General features: G+C 70.6%; 10 protein-coding genes and 4 tRNA genes. 9 read left to right on the top strand and 5 right to left on the bottom strand.

Annotated features, from left to right (window positions below; translation table 11 throughout):
- Positions 1-154: 154 nt before the first annotated feature.
- From IE239_RS38170 to IE239_RS38160, 3 genes are all read right to left on the bottom strand, one after another.
- Positions 155-2,455 (bottom strand): DEAD/DEAH box helicase, encoded by a 2,301-nt coding sequence (locus IE239_RS38170; protein WP_190154047.1) that lies wholly within the window; start codon positions 2,453-2,455, stop codon positions 155-157.
- A gap of 287 nt (positions 2,456-2,742) precedes the next feature.
- Positions 2,743-3,285 (bottom strand): hypothetical protein, encoded by a 543-nt coding sequence (locus IE239_RS38165; protein ID WP_190154046.1) that lies wholly within the window; start codon positions 3,283-3,285, stop codon positions 2,743-2,745.
- A 95-nt stretch (positions 3,286-3,380) separates the two neighbouring features.
- Entirely contained in the window at positions 3,381-3,731 is a 351-nt protein-coding gene (locus IE239_RS38160) for a metallopeptidase family protein (protein WP_190154045.1), read from the bottom strand.
- A gap of 85 nt (positions 3,732-3,816) precedes the next feature.
- Here IE239_RS38160 and IE239_RS38155 point away from each other — a divergent pair, with 85 nt between their 5' ends.
- From IE239_RS38155 to IE239_RS38125, 7 genes are all read left to right on the top strand, one after another.
- On the top strand, positions 3,817-5,460 hold the full coding sequence (locus IE239_RS38155; protein ID WP_190154044.1) for a metallophosphoesterase family protein: 1,644 nt from the start codon (positions 3,817-3,819) through the stop codon (positions 5,458-5,460).
- Between the two features lie 80 nt (positions 5,461-5,540).
- Positions 5,541-5,613: transfer RNA gene (locus IE239_RS38150), tRNA-Glu, on the top strand.
- Positions 5,614-5,650: 37 nt separating this feature from the next.
- Positions 5,651-5,725: transfer RNA gene (locus IE239_RS38145), tRNA-Asp, on the top strand.
- A gap of 23 nt (positions 5,726-5,748) precedes the next feature.
- Positions 5,749-5,822 (top strand) — tRNA-Phe (locus IE239_RS38140).
- 223 nt (positions 5,823-6,045) lie between these two features.
- Positions 6,046-9,990, top strand: coding sequence for an ATP-dependent RNA helicase HrpA (gene hrpA, locus IE239_RS38135; RefSeq protein WP_190154043.1), 3,945 nt, complete (start codon positions 6,046-6,048; stop codon positions 9,988-9,990).
- 95 nt (positions 9,991-10,085) lie between these two features.
- Positions 10,086-10,160: transfer RNA gene (locus IE239_RS38130), tRNA-Asp, on the top strand.
- A gap of 191 nt (positions 10,161-10,351) precedes the next feature.
- A complete protein-coding gene (locus IE239_RS38125; protein ID WP_190154042.1) occupies positions 10,352-10,552 on the top strand; it encodes a DUF6274 family protein in 201 nt (66 codons plus the stop codon).
- Between the two features lie 568 nt (positions 10,553-11,120).
- Here IE239_RS38125 and bldC read toward each other — a convergent pair.
- Positions 11,121-11,327, bottom strand: a complete 207-nt coding sequence (gene bldC, locus IE239_RS38120) for a developmental transcriptional regulator BldC (protein WP_003949541.1) — start codon at positions 11,325-11,327, stop codon at positions 11,121-11,123.
- A 712-nt stretch (positions 11,328-12,039) separates the two neighbouring features.
- On the bottom strand, positions 12,040-12,882 hold the full coding sequence (locus tag IE239_RS38115) for a DUF8083 family protein (RefSeq protein WP_190154041.1): 843 nt from the start codon (positions 12,880-12,882) through the stop codon (positions 12,040-12,042).
- Between the two features lie 188 nt (positions 12,883-13,070).
- Between IE239_RS38115 and IE239_RS38110 the strand changes: the two genes are divergently transcribed.
- Positions 13,071-14,171 carry a Leu/Phe/Val dehydrogenase gene (locus IE239_RS38110; RefSeq protein ID WP_190154040.1) on the top strand — a complete coding sequence of 367 codons (1,101 nt, stop codon included), beginning with the start codon at positions 13,071-13,073 and terminating at the stop codon, positions 14,169-14,171.
- 310 nt (positions 14,172-14,481) lie between these two features.
- Positions 14,482-14,736 carry a DUF3073 domain-containing protein gene (locus IE239_RS38105; RefSeq protein WP_057576334.1) on the top strand — a complete coding sequence of 85 codons (255 nt, stop codon included), beginning with the start codon at positions 14,482-14,484 and terminating at the stop codon, positions 14,734-14,736.
- Positions 14,737-14,834 lie beyond the last annotated feature (98 nt).

Below are 14,834 nucleotides of genomic sequence, written 5' to 3'. Positions count from 1 at the left end.
GCGACCAACCTGCGGGGCCCCTGAGGCTTCCGCTCATCCCGAATCTCGAAGTCCATCGCATCCCCTGAGCTGGGGTGTTGCGACGACCACTAGAACGCAAGTGTGCGGTGGGGGCCACGGCGTTCACTCGGACGAGCCGACGACAGCCTTCGTGTCAGCCGTTGCGCTTCCAGCGCGGCTTGTCGTCGCGGCGGCCGGTCGTGCCGGAGCCGGAACCGGTGCCGCGGTGGTCGTCACGGCGACCGTACGGGCGCTCGTGGCCGCCGGAACGGAAGCCCGGACGGTCGTCGCGACGGTCACGGTTGAACGGACGGTCGCTGCCACGGTGGGTGGACGGACGCTCGTCGCGACGGTCGCGGTTGAAGCCACCCGACGGACGGTCGTCACGGTTGAAGCCACCCGACGGCCGGTCGTCGCGACGGAAGCCGCCGGAGGGGCGCTCGTCACGACGGTCACGGTTGAAGCCGCCCGAGGGACGGTCGTCGCGGCGGAAACCACCACGGTCGCCGTCACGCCGGTCGTCACGGCGGTCGTCACGGCGGAAGCCGCCGGAGGGACGCTCGTCACGGCGCTCGAAGGAACGGCCGCCACGGTCGTCACGACGGTCGCGGTTGAAGCCGCCCGAGGGACGGTCGTCGCGGCGCTCGAAGGAACGGCCGCCACGGTCGTCACGACGGTCGTCACGGCGGAACCCGCCGCGGTCGCCGTCCCGACGGTCACGGCTGAAGCCACCGCGGTCGTCACGGTTGAAGCCGCCACGGTCGCCACGGTTGTCGTCGCGGCGCTCGAAGGAACGGCCGCCACGGTCGTCACGACGGTCGTCGCGACGCTCGTAGTTGCCCCGCTCGTCGCGGCGCTGACGCGGCTGCTCGTACGCGGGACGCTCGGCGGGCTGCTCCGCGACCACGGCCTGAACCGGCGCCTCCACCACGGCGTCCTGCGCCACGGCCGCCTCGGCCGCCGCGACGACGGCCGCCTCCGGGTCCTCGCCGCGCTCACGCGCCACGCGGGCCACCAGACGGTCGGCCTCCTCGCGCAGCTCGGTCGCCCGGCGCTGCGCGCGCTCCAGCTCCTTCGTGAGCTCGGAGACCTCGCGCTCGGCCTGCTGCGCCGCGTTGCCCGCGGACTCCGCCTGGACCTCCGTCATCGACCGGGCGCCGGTGATCTCGGCGACCTCCGGGTCGAAGGCGTCGCCGCCCTGGATGATGTGCCGCCCGGCGTCGACGCCCGCGTCCTCCATCAGACGGAAGATCTGACGGCGCTGGTGCGGAAGCGACAGGGAGACGACCGTGCCGGTGCGGCCGGCGCGCGCCGTGCGGCCCGCGCGGTGCAGGTAGTCCTTGTGGTCGCCGGCCGGGTCCACGTTCAGGACCAGGTCGATGCCGTCCACGTGGATGCCGCGGGCGGCGACGTCGGTCGCGACGAGCGCGTTGACGTAACCGTCCTTGAAGTCGGCCAGCGTGCGGGTGCGCGCGCCCTGGGTCATGCCGCCGTGCAGCGCGTCCGCCTTCACACCGGAGTCGCGCAGCTGCTCGGCGATACGGTCGGCGCCGAGCTGGGTGCGGACGAAGATGATGGTGCGGCCCTTGCGGGACGCGATCGCGGCGGTGACCGGCGCCTTGTCCTTGGGCTTCACGATCAGGATGTGGTGCGACATGGTCGTGACGTTGCCCTGGGCGCTGTCGACCTCGTGCGTGACCGGGTCGGTCAGGTAGCGCTTGACCAGCGTGGAGATCTCGTTCTCCATCGTGGCGGAGAACAGCATCCGCTGGCCGCCGGCCGGGATCTGGTCGAACAGTTCGGTGACCTCGGGCAGGAAGCCCAGGTCCGACATCTGGTCGGCCTCGTCGAGGACGGCGATCCGCACGTTCTCGAGGGAGCAGGCGCCGCGGTTGATGATGTCGCGCAGCCGGCCCGGGGTGGCGACGAGGACGTCGACGCCGCGCTCCAGGGCGTAGATCTGGTTGCTCATCGACGTACCGCCGCAGACGACCTTCATCTTCAGGCCGAGGACGTCGCCGTAGGGCTGGAGCGCATCCGCGACCTGCATCGCCAGCTCACGCGTCGGCGTGAGGATGACGGCGCGCGGCTTGCGCTTCTCGGTGTGCCCGCCGGCCAGCGTGGCCAGGGTGGGCAGACCGAAGGAGAGGGTCTTGCCGGAGCCGGTGCGACCGCGGCCCAGGATGTCCTTGCCGGCCAGCGCGTCCGGGATGGTCGCGGCCTGGATCGGGAAGGGGCTGGTCACGCCGTTCTGCGCGAGCTTGCGCACGACGCCCTCGGGCAGCCCGAGGTCGGCGAAGGTGAGTTCGGGGGTCTCAGGGGTCTCGGGGGCCTCGTCGACGGCCGCGACGGCCTGCGCGGCCTCGGCGGTCTCGGTGCCCTCGATCGCCTCGAGGGTGATCGGCTCGTCGTTGTTCTCGGACACGACGGAGTGATCAGTACTGGAAATGGACATGCGAATGCGAAACCTTCCGGAGTCTCCTCGGCACGCGCCCGTCAACTCCGTGTTCGCATTGCATTACGACCGCCTCTATGCGGTCAGCCACGGCAAGGGAGAGTACGCGCCACACGGCGCGCTCTGCGGTGGCGCCGGGCAAATGGGATCAAACGATCTACTACCATACGCACCCTGTCCACGGAAGGCAAACCGAGCTCATCGTCGCAGCTCAGCAGCCTGACGCGACAGGCTGAGGCGGCGGCTGACGCGGCTGGCTCACCGGCCGCGGCGACCCCCGGACACCGTCACCCCGCAGGCCGGCCGGCCTCCGGCGCCGGCTCCCGGTCCATCAGTTGCGGCACCGCCCCGCCGCCGCCCTCGTGCGCCGACGCCGACGGCTCGGCGACCGTCGGCTCGGCCGAGGGCGAGGGCGGAGCGGGTGAGGGCACGGGAGGCTCGGGATCCGGCGACCGCGTGGGCACGGTGGGCTGCGCCCCGGTCGGCGTCGGGGCCCCCGGCCCGTCGGTCCCACCCGGCTTCACCGCCCCCTTCGGGGCCGGCGCGCTCCCGCCCGCCGACGGCGACGCGGAGGCGGCCGCCGAGGCGTCGGCCCCGCGCCCGCCGCCCTTTCCGTGCCCGTGCCTGCCTTCACCGCCCGCCGGGCCCATCCCGAGGCCGCCGCCCGCGCCCGCCGAACCCCCCTCCGGGGCCTCACCGGCCCGCCGACCGGCCGAGTGCGACGGCCGGGCCCGGCCGCCGTCCTCGTCCCCGACGCTCATACAGCCGGCGGCCGCGGCGACGGCCATGACCGTCGCGACCAGACGAACGGATACGTACAAGGGGCGCACGGGCCACCTCCGGGGCAGACGCAAGAGTCGACATGCCCAACTCCCGCCGCCCGCAAGAAGACACGCGCGGGACGGGTGCCCGCCCGCCGGACGGCTCAGCCGTAACCGAGGGCGTGCAGCCGCGCATCGTCGATGCCGAAGTGGTGGGCGATCTCGTGCACCACCGTGACCTCGGTCTCCGCGACGACCTCCTCGCGCGAGGCGCACATCCGCAGCGTCGGCCCCCGGTAGACGGTGATCCGGTCGGGCAGCACCCCGGCGTACCACTCCCCGCGGTCGGTCAGCGGAGTCCCCTCGTACAGCCCGAGCAGCTCGGGATCGTCCGCCGGCGGCTCGTCCTCGACGAACACCGCGACGTTGTCCATCAGCCGCGTCAACTCCGGCGGAATACGGTCCAGGGCCTCGGCCACCAGTTCCTCGAACTGCTCGCGCGTCATCTCCAGCACAGGCCCCATTGTCCGGTACGAACCCGCCCGGCGGAGTGCCCGGACCGTCCGCATACCAGCGCCCGGACCGGGGCATAGGGCACCAATGGCCCGCGCCCGTGTCCCCGCCGCAGCCCTGAACCGCCTCAAGCCCGCCCGCCGCGGGTCCGCCCCTCGCCGCGACCGCACCCGCCACGTCCCCGAACTCGCCGCCCGCCCCAAGCCCTGGATCCGCGCCCTCGGCCTGACCGCCGTCGTCCTCCTCGGCGCCTGGCTCGGCCTGCTGGCCGTCGGCGACGTCCGCGTCCCCGTCGGCCCCATGGACACGACGATGACCCTGAGGCCGTCCTTCACCGGCGGAACGAAGATCAACGTCTCCCCGCTCGGCGCGCTCACCCTGGACAGCCACCACGCCCCGGTCCGCCTGGACGTGAACGTCGACCAGCTCGACCCCGTCCGCTCCCAGGCCCTCGTCGACCACCCCGACCGTCTCTCCGGCCTCCAGGACGAGGTCGCCCGCGACGTCGAGCACGGCACCCTCGACCTCGCGCTGCGCTCCTGCGTCGCCGTCGTCACCGGCGCCACCGCCCTCGGGCTCGCCGTCTACCGCCGGCCGCGCCGGGCCCTCGCCTCCGGCGGTCTGGCCCTCGCCCTGCTGGGCGCCTCGGGCGCGACCGCCTTCGCGACCTGGAACCCCAACTCGGTGCTGGAGCCCCGGTTCTCGGGTCTGCTGTCCTCGGCGCCCTCGCTCGTCGGCAACGCACGCAGCATCGTGACCGAATTCGACGTCTACCAGCGGGAACTCGCACGTCTGGTCACCAACGTGACCAAGCTCTACGACGTCACCTCCACGCTCCCCGCCTACCAGCCGGACCCGACGACGGTCCGCGTCCTGCACGTGTCCGACATCCATCTCAACCCCGCGAGCTGGAAGATCATCGCCTCGCTGGTGGAGCAGTACAAGGTCGACGTGATCGTGGACTCCGGCGACACCATGGACCACGGCACGGCCGCCGAGAACGGCTTCCTGGATCCGATCGCCACCCTGGGCGCGCCGTACGTGTGGGTCAGGGGCAACCACGACTCCCGCGTCACCCAGCGCTACCTGGAGCGCATGAAGAACGTGCACGTCCTCGACGACGGCCGCGCGGTCACGGTCGCCGGGGTGCGCTTCGCCGGCATCGGCGACCCCCAGTTCACCCCCGACCGCTCCGGCGTGCCGGGCGGCGAGCAGAGCGAGGAGGCGGCCGGCGCCCGGCTCGCCGAGGCGCTGCGCGCCGGGAAGGCCGCGGGCGCCCCGGCCGACGTGGCCGTCGCCCACGAGCCCTCGGCCGCCCGCGGCACGGACGGCGAGGTGCCCCTCGTCCTGGCCGGCCATGTCCATCACGAGGGGATGGAGGTCATGGAGAAGGGCACCCGGCTGCGGATCGAGGGCTCCACGGGCGGCAGCGGTCTGCGCGCCGTCGAGGGCAAGTACCCCGACCCCATCCAGGCGTCGATCCTCTACCTCGACCGCGGCACCCGCCGCCTCCAGGCCTGGGACGAGATCAAGCTGGGCGGTCTGGGTCTGACGAGGGCCGAGGTCAGCCGTCACCTCCCCAAGGAGAACCAGCCGGGGGCCGCGCCGTCGCCGAGCCCCTCCCCCAGCCCGGCGGGCAGCCCGGCCGACGGCCGGTCCGGTTCACCCGCCGCCCCGTCCGCGAGTCCGTCCGCCGGCCCCTCCGGGACCGCCTCCAGGAGGGCGCCGTAAACCGTTTTGGCGATACCCCCCGGCATCCCATATGCTCATGACGTCCCCGACGCGCTGAGAAGCGCCCAGGCGGGCCGATAGCCCTCATCGTCTAGCGGCCTAGGACGCCGCCCTTTCAAGGCGGTAGCACGGGTTCGAATCCCGTTGGGGGCACGCAACACCGTGTGCGACACTGTCGTACACACAGCTTGGTCCTGTGGAGCAGTTTGGAGTGCTCGCCACCCTGTCAAGGTGGAGGCCGCGGGTTCAAATCCCGTCAGGACCGCTGGAGTTCCTCGAGAGCTCCTCGGCTGGGTAGCTCAGTTGGTACGAGCGACCGCCTGAAAAGCGGTAGGTCGCCGGTTCGACCCCGGCCCCAGCCACAACAAAGGCCTCGATCCTCGGATCGGGGCCTTGTTGCATGCCGGCACACGAGGGCGCATTACGGCACATGAGGGTGCATGCCTCTACAGGGGGGTGCATACCGGCGCATGCCGGTTGCAGGTCCCGACGTATGCCCTGAAAGGTGCCCCGAGGTCTGCTCTGACGTGCCCGGCGCAAAAGGGTTCGCCACGGATTTCGCCGAGGTGAGATCCTGGTCCCCGTATGTCTACGCACCCCGCCCCCGCCCTCGGCGCCCTCGCCCCCCGCCTGGCCGAGCTGTCCCTGCGCGACGCGCACCGGCTCGGCCGCAGGCTCGAAGGCGCGCGCAAGATCCGCAAGCCGGAGGCCCGCGCCGCCGTCCTCGCCGAGATCGAGGCGGAGGTCGCGAAGGTCGAGGAGCGCATGGCCGTCCGGCGCGGCCGTCTGCCCGCCGTCTCCTATCCCGAACAGCTGCCGGTCAGCCAGAAGAAGGACGAGATCGCGGCCGCCATCCGTGATCACCAGGTCGTCATCGTCGCCGGTGAGACCGGCTCCGGCAAGACCACCCAGATCCCCAAGATCTGTCTGGAGCTGGGGCGCGGCGTCCGGGGCATGATCGGCCACACCCAGCCCCGCCGGATCGCGGCCCGCACCGTCGCCGAGCGCGTGGCGGAGGAGCTGCGGTCGCCGCTGGGCGAGGCCGTCGGCTGGAAGGTGCGCTTCACCGACCAGGTGAACCCGGACGCCACCTTCGTGAAGCTGATGACGGACGGCATCCTCCTCGCGGAGATCCAGACCGACCGCGAGCTGCGCGCCTACGACACGATCATCATCGACGAGGCCCACGAGCGGTCCCTCAACATCGACTTCCTGCTGGGTTACCTGGCCCAGCTCCTCCCGCGCCGCCCGGACCTCAAGGTCGTCATCACCTCCGCGACCATCGACCCGGAGCGCTTCTCCCGGCACTTCGGCGACGCCCCGATCGTCGAGGTCAGCGGGCGGACGTATCCGGTGGAGGTGCGCTACCGGCCGCTTCTGGAGGAGGACTCCGAGGACTCCGACCGGGACCAGATCACCGCCATCTGCGACGCGGTCGAGGAGCTCCAGGCCGAGGGTCAGGGCGACATCCTCGTCTTCCTCTCCGGCGAGCGGGAGATCCGCGACACCGCCGACGCGCTCGAGAAGAAGAAGTTCAGGTTCACCGAGGTGCTGCCGCTCTACGCCCGGCTCTCGCACGCCGAGCAGCACCGGGTCTTCCAGCAGCACACGGGCCGACGGATCGTTCTGGCCACGAACGTCGCCGAGACGTCCCTGACCGTGCCGGGCATCAAGTACGTCATCGACCCCGGCTTCGCCCGCATCAGCCGTTACAGCCACCGCACCAAGGTGCAGCGGCTGCCCATCGAGGCGATCTCGCAGGCCAGCGCCAACCAGCGCAAGGGCCGCTGCGGCCGCACCAGCGACGGCATCTGCATCCGGCTGTACGACGAGGACGACTTCCTGGCCCGCCCGGAGTTCACGGACCCGGAGATCCTGCGCACCAACCTGGCGAGCGTCATCCTGCAGATGACGGCGGCCGGCCTCGGCGACATCGAGAAGTTCCCGTTCATCGACCCGCCGGACCACCGCAACATCCGCGACGGCGTCCAGCTCCTCCATGAGCTGAACGCGCTGGACCCCGCCGAGAAGGACCCGCGCAAGCGGCTCACCGAGACCGGCCGCAAGCTGGCCCAGCTGCCCGTCGACCCGCGGCTGGCCCGCATGGTCCTGGAGGCCGACAAGAACGGCTGTGTCCGCGAGGTCATGGTCATAGCCGCCGCGCTGTCCATCCAGGACCCGCGCGAGCGCCCTGCCGACAAGCAGACGCAGGCCGACCAGCTGCACGCCCGCTTCAAGGACGAGACCAGCGACTTCCTCGCCTATCTCAACCTGTGGCGGTACGTGCGCGAGCAGCAGAAGGAGCGTGGCTCGTCCTCCTTCCGGCGGATGTGCAAGCAGGAGTACCTGAACTTCCTGCGCATCCGCGAGTGGCAGGACATCTACACGCAGCTGCGCACGGTCGCCAAGCAGATGGGCATCCATCCGAGCGAGGACGACGCCCCCGAGCAGAGCGTCCACGTGTCCCTCCTCGCCGGTCTGCTGTCGCACATCGGCATGAAGGACGTGAAGGAGGGCAACAAGAACGAGTACCTGGGCGCGCGCAGCGCCAAGTTCGCGATCTTCCCGGGCTCGTCCCTGTTCAAGAAGCAGCCGCGGTTCGTGATGTCCGCCGAGCTGGTGGAGACGAGCCGCCTCTGGGCCCGCGTCAACGCCAGGGTCGAGCCGGAGTGGGTCGAGCCGCTCGCCGGGCACCTGCTGAAGCGGACGTACAGCGAGCCGCGCTGGGAGAAGGACCAGGCGGCCGTGATGGCGGACGAGAAGGTCACGCTGTACGGCGTGCCGATCATCGCCCAGCGGAAGGTCAACTACGGGCGGATCGACCCGGAGACCTGCCGGGACCTGTTCATCCGCAACGCGCTGGTCGAGGGCGACTGGCGCACGCACCACAAGTTCTTCTCCGACAACCGCCGCCTCCTCAGCGAGGTCGAGGAGCTCGAGCACCGCGCCCGCCGCCGGGACATCGTGGTCGACGACGAGACGCTGTTCGACTTCTACGACCAGCGGGTTCCCGAACACGTGGTGTCCGGCGCGCACTTCGACTCCTGGTGGAAGCACAAGCGGCACGAGCAGCCCGACTTCCTGGACTTCGAGCGGGAGATGCTCATCCGGGAGTCCGCGGAAGCGGTCACCAAGGCCGACTATCCGGACTCCTGGCGGCAGGGCCCGCTGAAGTTCCGCGTGACGTACCAGTTCGAGCCGGGCGCGGACGCGGACGGCGTGACCGTCCACATCCCCCTCCAGGTGCTCAACCAGGTCACGGACGAGGGTTTCGACTGGCAGATCCCGGGACTGCGGGAAGAGGTCGTCACGGAGCTGATCCGTTCCCTGCCGAAGCCTGTGCGCCGCAACTACGTGCCGGCCCCGAACTTCGCCAAGCGCTTCCTGGACCGGGCGCCGGACCTGCGCGAGCCGCTCACCACGGCCATGGCCCGCGAGCTGAAGCGGATGGTGGGCGTGCCCTTCGATGCGGAGGACTTCGACTGGTCGCGGCTCCCCGATCACCTGAAGATCACCTTCCGGATCGTCGACGAGCGGCGTCGCAAGCTGGCCGAGGACAAGGATCTGGAAGCCCTCAAGCTCCGGCTGCGGCCGAAGGCGAGGCAGGCCATCTCCCAGGCGGCCGCGGCCACCGCCGAACGGCAGGGCGGCGAGTCCCTGGAGCGCGCGGGCCTGACGGACTGGACGATCGGCACGCTCACCCGCGTCTTCGAGACCCGCCGGGCGGGACAGCCGGTGAAGGCGTACCCGGCGCTGGTCGACGACGGCGACACGGTCTCGGTGCGCCTCTTCGACACGGAGGAGGAGCAGGCGGAGGCGATGTGGAAGGGCACCCGTCGGCTGATCCTGCGCAACATCCCGGTCAACCCCGCGAAGTTCGCATCCGAGAAGCTGACGAACGCCCAGAAGCTGGCGCTGTCCGCGAATCCGCACGGTTCGGTCCAGGCGCTGTTCGACGACTGCGCGATGGCCGCGGCGGACCGGCTGATCGCCGACTTCGGCGGGCCGGCGTGGGACGAGGAGTCGTACCGGAAGCTCTACGAGAAGGTGCGCGCGGAGATCGTCGACACGACCGTGCGGACGGTCGCTCAGGTGCAGCAGGTGCTGGCCGCCTGGCAGGCCTGTGAACGCCGTCTGAAGGGCGTGCGCAGCCCGGTGCTGCTGGCGAACCTGGCGGACGTCCGCAAGCAGCTGGACGGCCTCGTGAAGCCCGGCTTCGTGACCTGGGCCGGCCTGCGCCGTCTGCCCGACCTGATGCGCTATCTGGTGGCCGCGGACCGGCGCCTTCAGCAGATGCCGACCGGCGTGCAGCGCGACACCAGCCGCATGGAGAAGGTCCACGAGATGCAGGACGAGTACGCGTGGCTGCTGGAACAGCTGCCACAGGGCCGGCCGGTGCCCCAGCAGGTCCTGGACATCCGCTGGATGCTCGAGGAGCTCCGGGTCAGCTATTTCGCCCACGCGCTGGGCACGGCGTACCCGGTGTCCGACAAGCGGATCGTGAAGGCGATCGACGCGGCCGCTCCGTGACGCGACCTGCACGCAGAGTGAGTTCGACCAGTGGGCTCACCCTCCTGTACAGTCCTTCTCGCAGCACAACGCACCACCAAGTGCCGCGAAAACCTGGTCCTGTGGAGCAGTTTGGAGTGCTCGCCACCCTGTCAAGGTGGAGGCCGCGGGTTCAAATCCCGTCAGGACCGCAGTGAAGTCGGAAGGCCCGCACCCCGCAAGGGGAGCGGGCCTTCCGCGTATCGAGGAAGTGCATCCGAGGGGCCCCGATCCGGCGATCGGGGCCCCTCGGTGTTCCCGCGGCACTCTTGACGGCGTCCCCGCGGGCGAGTACCCCAGAACCCGGGGCCCGTTCCGCTCGGCGCCCCGGTGGAGGTGGGGCATGACGGCATCGGTCAGGCACGAGACGCGGGCGCTGCTCCGCGCGCACCTGTCGGCCGCGTCGTCCTATCGGCACCTGACCCGCCACTGCCCGATCTGCCACCGCTTACAGCGACTGGCGATGGACGGCGGCACACGGGGCGTACAGGACCCCGGGGAGGCCCTGGAGGACGAGAGCCACGCCGGCGGTCTGACGGCCTGACAGACGCGGCCTCACAGGCACGTGCGGACAGGACGCTGCCGGACGGGCCGACGGGCACCGCCGGACCGCCCGCGGCGACGACGACGTCCTGGCCGCTCGCGACGCGGGACGAGAGCAGGCGGGAGCGGACGGGGCGTCCGGGCGGAAGAGGCGAACGGCGAACAGGGCGGACGGGAACTCCCTCTAGTCCCCGCGGCCCGACGACAGCAAGACCCCTGGCGTGTGACGGGTGTCACTGCATGGTTTTTGGAAAAGCAGGTTCTTACCCTGCTCCTACAACAGGTCAATTTTATATGTGCAATTGCACCACTCCGGAGGATGCCTCCCGGAACCCTCCCAGAGCCTCCCCAGACTCCGACAAGGGTGCTCACAGAGCCACCTGATACCGCTCACGAGACGTGCTCAAGCGCACAAAAAAGATCGCGCCGGACTCGGCGGAGTCCAGCGCGATCGACGACGTTCCCAGGGGGCGAGGGCCTGTTGGGGCAGGACCCACGTCGCTTGGAGCTAGGTTTCGGGCGTCCGCACAGATGGGGGGACCTGACGTGTTGCCCGGTTATTCACTTGTTCAGGCCTCGCTGCGCTGCTGCGGGATACCCGCGAGCAGTGCGCGGACCTCAGCCTCGCGATAACGGCGGTGTCCGCCGAGCGTGCGGATCGACGTGAGCTTGCCGGCCTTCGCCCACCGCGTGACCGTCTTCGGGTCGACGCGGAACATCGTGGCAACCTCAGCCGGGGTCAGCAGCGGCTCAGCATCAGGGGTGCGAGCGGTCATGAGCGGCCTCCTCGGGAGAACCGAACCTTCTCGGTTCTTTCCTCTAAATTCTGCACCTTGACCCGCGTTGCCCGAAATGGCGGACGCGAGTCGAGTCGGTTATAGGACGAACGGCTTGTCCTCGGCACTACAACTACACCATCTGTCCAGCCGCGTCGGCCAAACCGATGGAATTGCCCCCCAGGTGTTCATCGGCGACGGAAGCCGATGGACCATGCCATAGCGGACAGTCACGCCCCTGTGACGATCAGTCACAGGGGCGCTCAGGAGTCACCAGAACCCCCAAAGCGGTGCAATGCCGAGATTCCCCCCACGATGGAGCATAAGTAGGCGGACGGAGCCCTCCCCGGACTCCTTGTCCTATTTTGGCACGAGGAGGGGCAAGCGGCGCAAGGGCCGCGTACGTGCGGTCCGTCACCCTTGGGACATAAGCCCGGATCGGGACCTACGTCCCGTGAGTTCCGTGAAGTTCCGCCGACCGTACGCTGTTCGAGCGCTTCAGGGCCGTGACGCACGTCACTTCGGAAAGCGCTGTCATATCTGTCACATCGTCAGCTCACAGCCGTGGGACGCCGCCGCGGGGCTCCGCGCACCCGCCCCGGGTGGCCGCACACCACAGCGAGGAGGCCGCATGCCGCCACGGGAACCGACTGTGCACACCGCCGCAAAGCGGGACGTCACAGCAGAGCCGCCGTCACCGCCGAGCGGGGTCTCAGTTCGCCGAGCGCCGGTCCCGGACCGAACGCCACCGCTCCACGAGCCGCCCGTACGCCTCGCCCGCCGCCTCGCCGTCGCCCGACCGCAGCGCCTCGACGCTGTCGGCCACGTCCTTCGCCGAGTGGTCGTCCTCCAGATCACCGGCCGGCAGCACATGCACCAGGCCGCCGTAATCCAGTTCCACCAGCGAACGCGGGTGGAACTCCTCCAGCCAGCGGCCGACGTCCACCAGCCCGTCGACGAGCGGGCCCTCCTCGACGGCGTCCTTCAGCGTGCGCAGCGACCGGGCCACCCGGCGGCGCGCCTGCACCATCGGCGTGCGGTAGCGCAGCACCGGCGCCACCTCCGCCGTGCCCTTCTCGTACTCCCGCTCCTCGTCGGAGACCAGCACGAACCAGTTGAGCGGCACCTGCCAGAGCGCGGTGCGGATCCACGGGCGGGCGTCCGGGTTGCGCTCCAGCCACCGCTCGTGGTCCCTGGCGGCCTGGAGCCGTACGACCTCGGGGAGCGCCGCGTCCAGGACCGGTCCGGGCAGCTCCTCGTCCAGCTCTGCCAGGGCGAGCCAGCCGCGCAGCCGGGTGCGCCAGGGACAGACGCAGAGCACGCCGTCCAGCAAGGCCACGAACGCGTCGCCGCTCTCGTGCACCGGCACCGCGACCGGCGGGGTGGGCAGCAGATCGGCCAGCGAGCGGCGCAGCTCGTCCTGGTAGGAGGGCAGCTCGGGGCGGCGGGCGTAGCGCGCCCAGTGGGAGCGCTCGGGCTCCGGGAAGGCGGCCAGCGGCTCGTACACGCGCAGATAGACCGCGTACGGAACGATCACCGAGGACACCTTGGGCACGCCTGCTCCCTCCCCCTTCGGCCGACCGGGAAACCCTGCGAATCGTCCCACGGCGGCACGCCGGGAGAGGGTGATCCCCGACACTGCGGGATCAGCGGGCCTTCCAGGCTCTACGCTCGTCCCACAGGCCCCGCCACCCCTACGGGGCCTGCGCCCCGACCGCCGCTAGTTACCCTGGAGTCACCACAGTGACCGACGTATCCGGCGCACCTGCTGATGTTCTGCACACCCTGTTCCACTCGGACCAGGGCGGTCATGAGCAAGTCGTGCTCTGCCAGGACCGCGCGAGCGGCCTCAAGGCCGTCATCGCCCTCCACTCCACCGCTCTGGGCCCCGCCCTCGGCGGTACCCGTTTCTACCCGTACGCGACCGAGGCGGAGGCCGTCGCCGACGCGCTGAACCTCGCGCGCGGGATGTCGTACAAGAACGCCATGGCCGGTCTGGACCACGGCGGCGGCAAGGCCGTGATCATCGGCGATCCCGACGTGGTCAAGACCGAGGAGCTGCTGCTCGCGTACGGCCGTTTCGTGGCCTCGCTGGGCGGGCGGTACGTGACCGCCTGCGACGTCGGCACCTATGTGGCCGACATGGACGTCGTGGCGCGCGCGTGCCGGTGGACGACCGGGCGCTCGCCGGAGAACGGCGGCGCCGGCGACTCCTCGGTGCTGACCGCCTTCGGCGTCTACCAGGGCATGCGGGCCTCCGCGCAGCACCTGTGGGGCGACCCGTCGCTGCGTGACCGCACGGTCGGCGTCGCGGGTGTGGGCAAGGTCGGCCACCACTTGGTGGAGCACCTGCTCGCGGAAGGCGCCCGGGTCGTGATCACGGACGTCCGGCAGGAGGCCGTGCGGCGGATCGCCGACAAGCACCCTTCCGTGGCCGTGGTCGCCGACACCGAGCGGCTGATCGAGTTCGACGGGCTCGACGTCTACGCCCCCTGCGCGCTCGGCGGGGCGCTGAACGACGCCTCCGTGCCGGTGCTGACCGCGAAGATCGTCTGCGGTGCGGCCAACAACCAGCTCGCCCACCCGGGTGTGGAGAAGGACCTCGCCGACCGCGGCATCCTCTACGCGCCGGACTACGTGGTGAACGCCGGCGGGGTCATCCAGGTCGCCGACGAGCTGCACGGTTTCGACTTCGACCGGTGCCGGGCGAAGGCGGCGAAGATCTTCGACACGACGCTCGCGATCTTCGCACGCGCGAAGACGGACGGGATTCCGCCGGCTGCGGCGGCCGACCGGCTCGCCGAGCAGCGGATGCACGAGGCGGCCCGGACACCCGTCGGCTGACGTCCGGACAGGGCGCCTTGACGCCCCGTCCCCGGGTTTCGGCGGTACCGGCCGGTGGAAAGTTGGAGAGAACTCTCACTCCTCCGGGCGGGTCGCCCGCAGATAAGTGGTTAAAATCGGCACTGACCAGCGAGGACGGGGCGTACCCAAGGGGCTGCGTACACGCGCGTGGTACGGGCGACGTACCGTACGGGCGTGGGCTCAGGTACCGTGGGAGCCCTACGACGGGCTCTCCACGGAGAGGCCGTCCTGGATCATGAACGCGTGTCAACCTGGGGCCGTCGAGCCCCGTCGTTGAGGGGGTCGAGCCATGGGGCGCGGCCGGGCCAAGGCCAAGCAAGCGAAGGTCGCCCGCCAGCTGAAGTACAACAGCGGCGGGACTGATCTCTCACGCCTGGCCGAAGAGCTGGGCGCATCGCCATCGAACATTCCACCGAACGGTCAGCCGTTCGAGGATGATGACGATGAGCAAGACGACGACCCGTACGCACGGTACGCCGAGCTGTACGGGGACGACGACGAGGATGACGGCGAGGACTCCTCGCAACACCGTCGCGGCGCTTGACCTTGTACTGAGCAGTACTGAGCACTCACCCGGTCGATGACTTCGGTCACGACCGGGTCTTGTGCTGCCTGCTCGGTCGGGCCGGTCCGGCGGCTCGC

Origin of the sequence: Streptomyces humidus, assembly GCF_014649655.1 — a bacterium.
Lineage (GTDB): Bacteria > Actinomycetota > Actinomycetes > Streptomycetales > Streptomycetaceae > Streptomyces > Streptomyces humidus.
The sequence above is the reverse complement of the archived record's forward strand: the minus strand, read 5'-3'. Positions and strand labels throughout refer to the sequence as shown.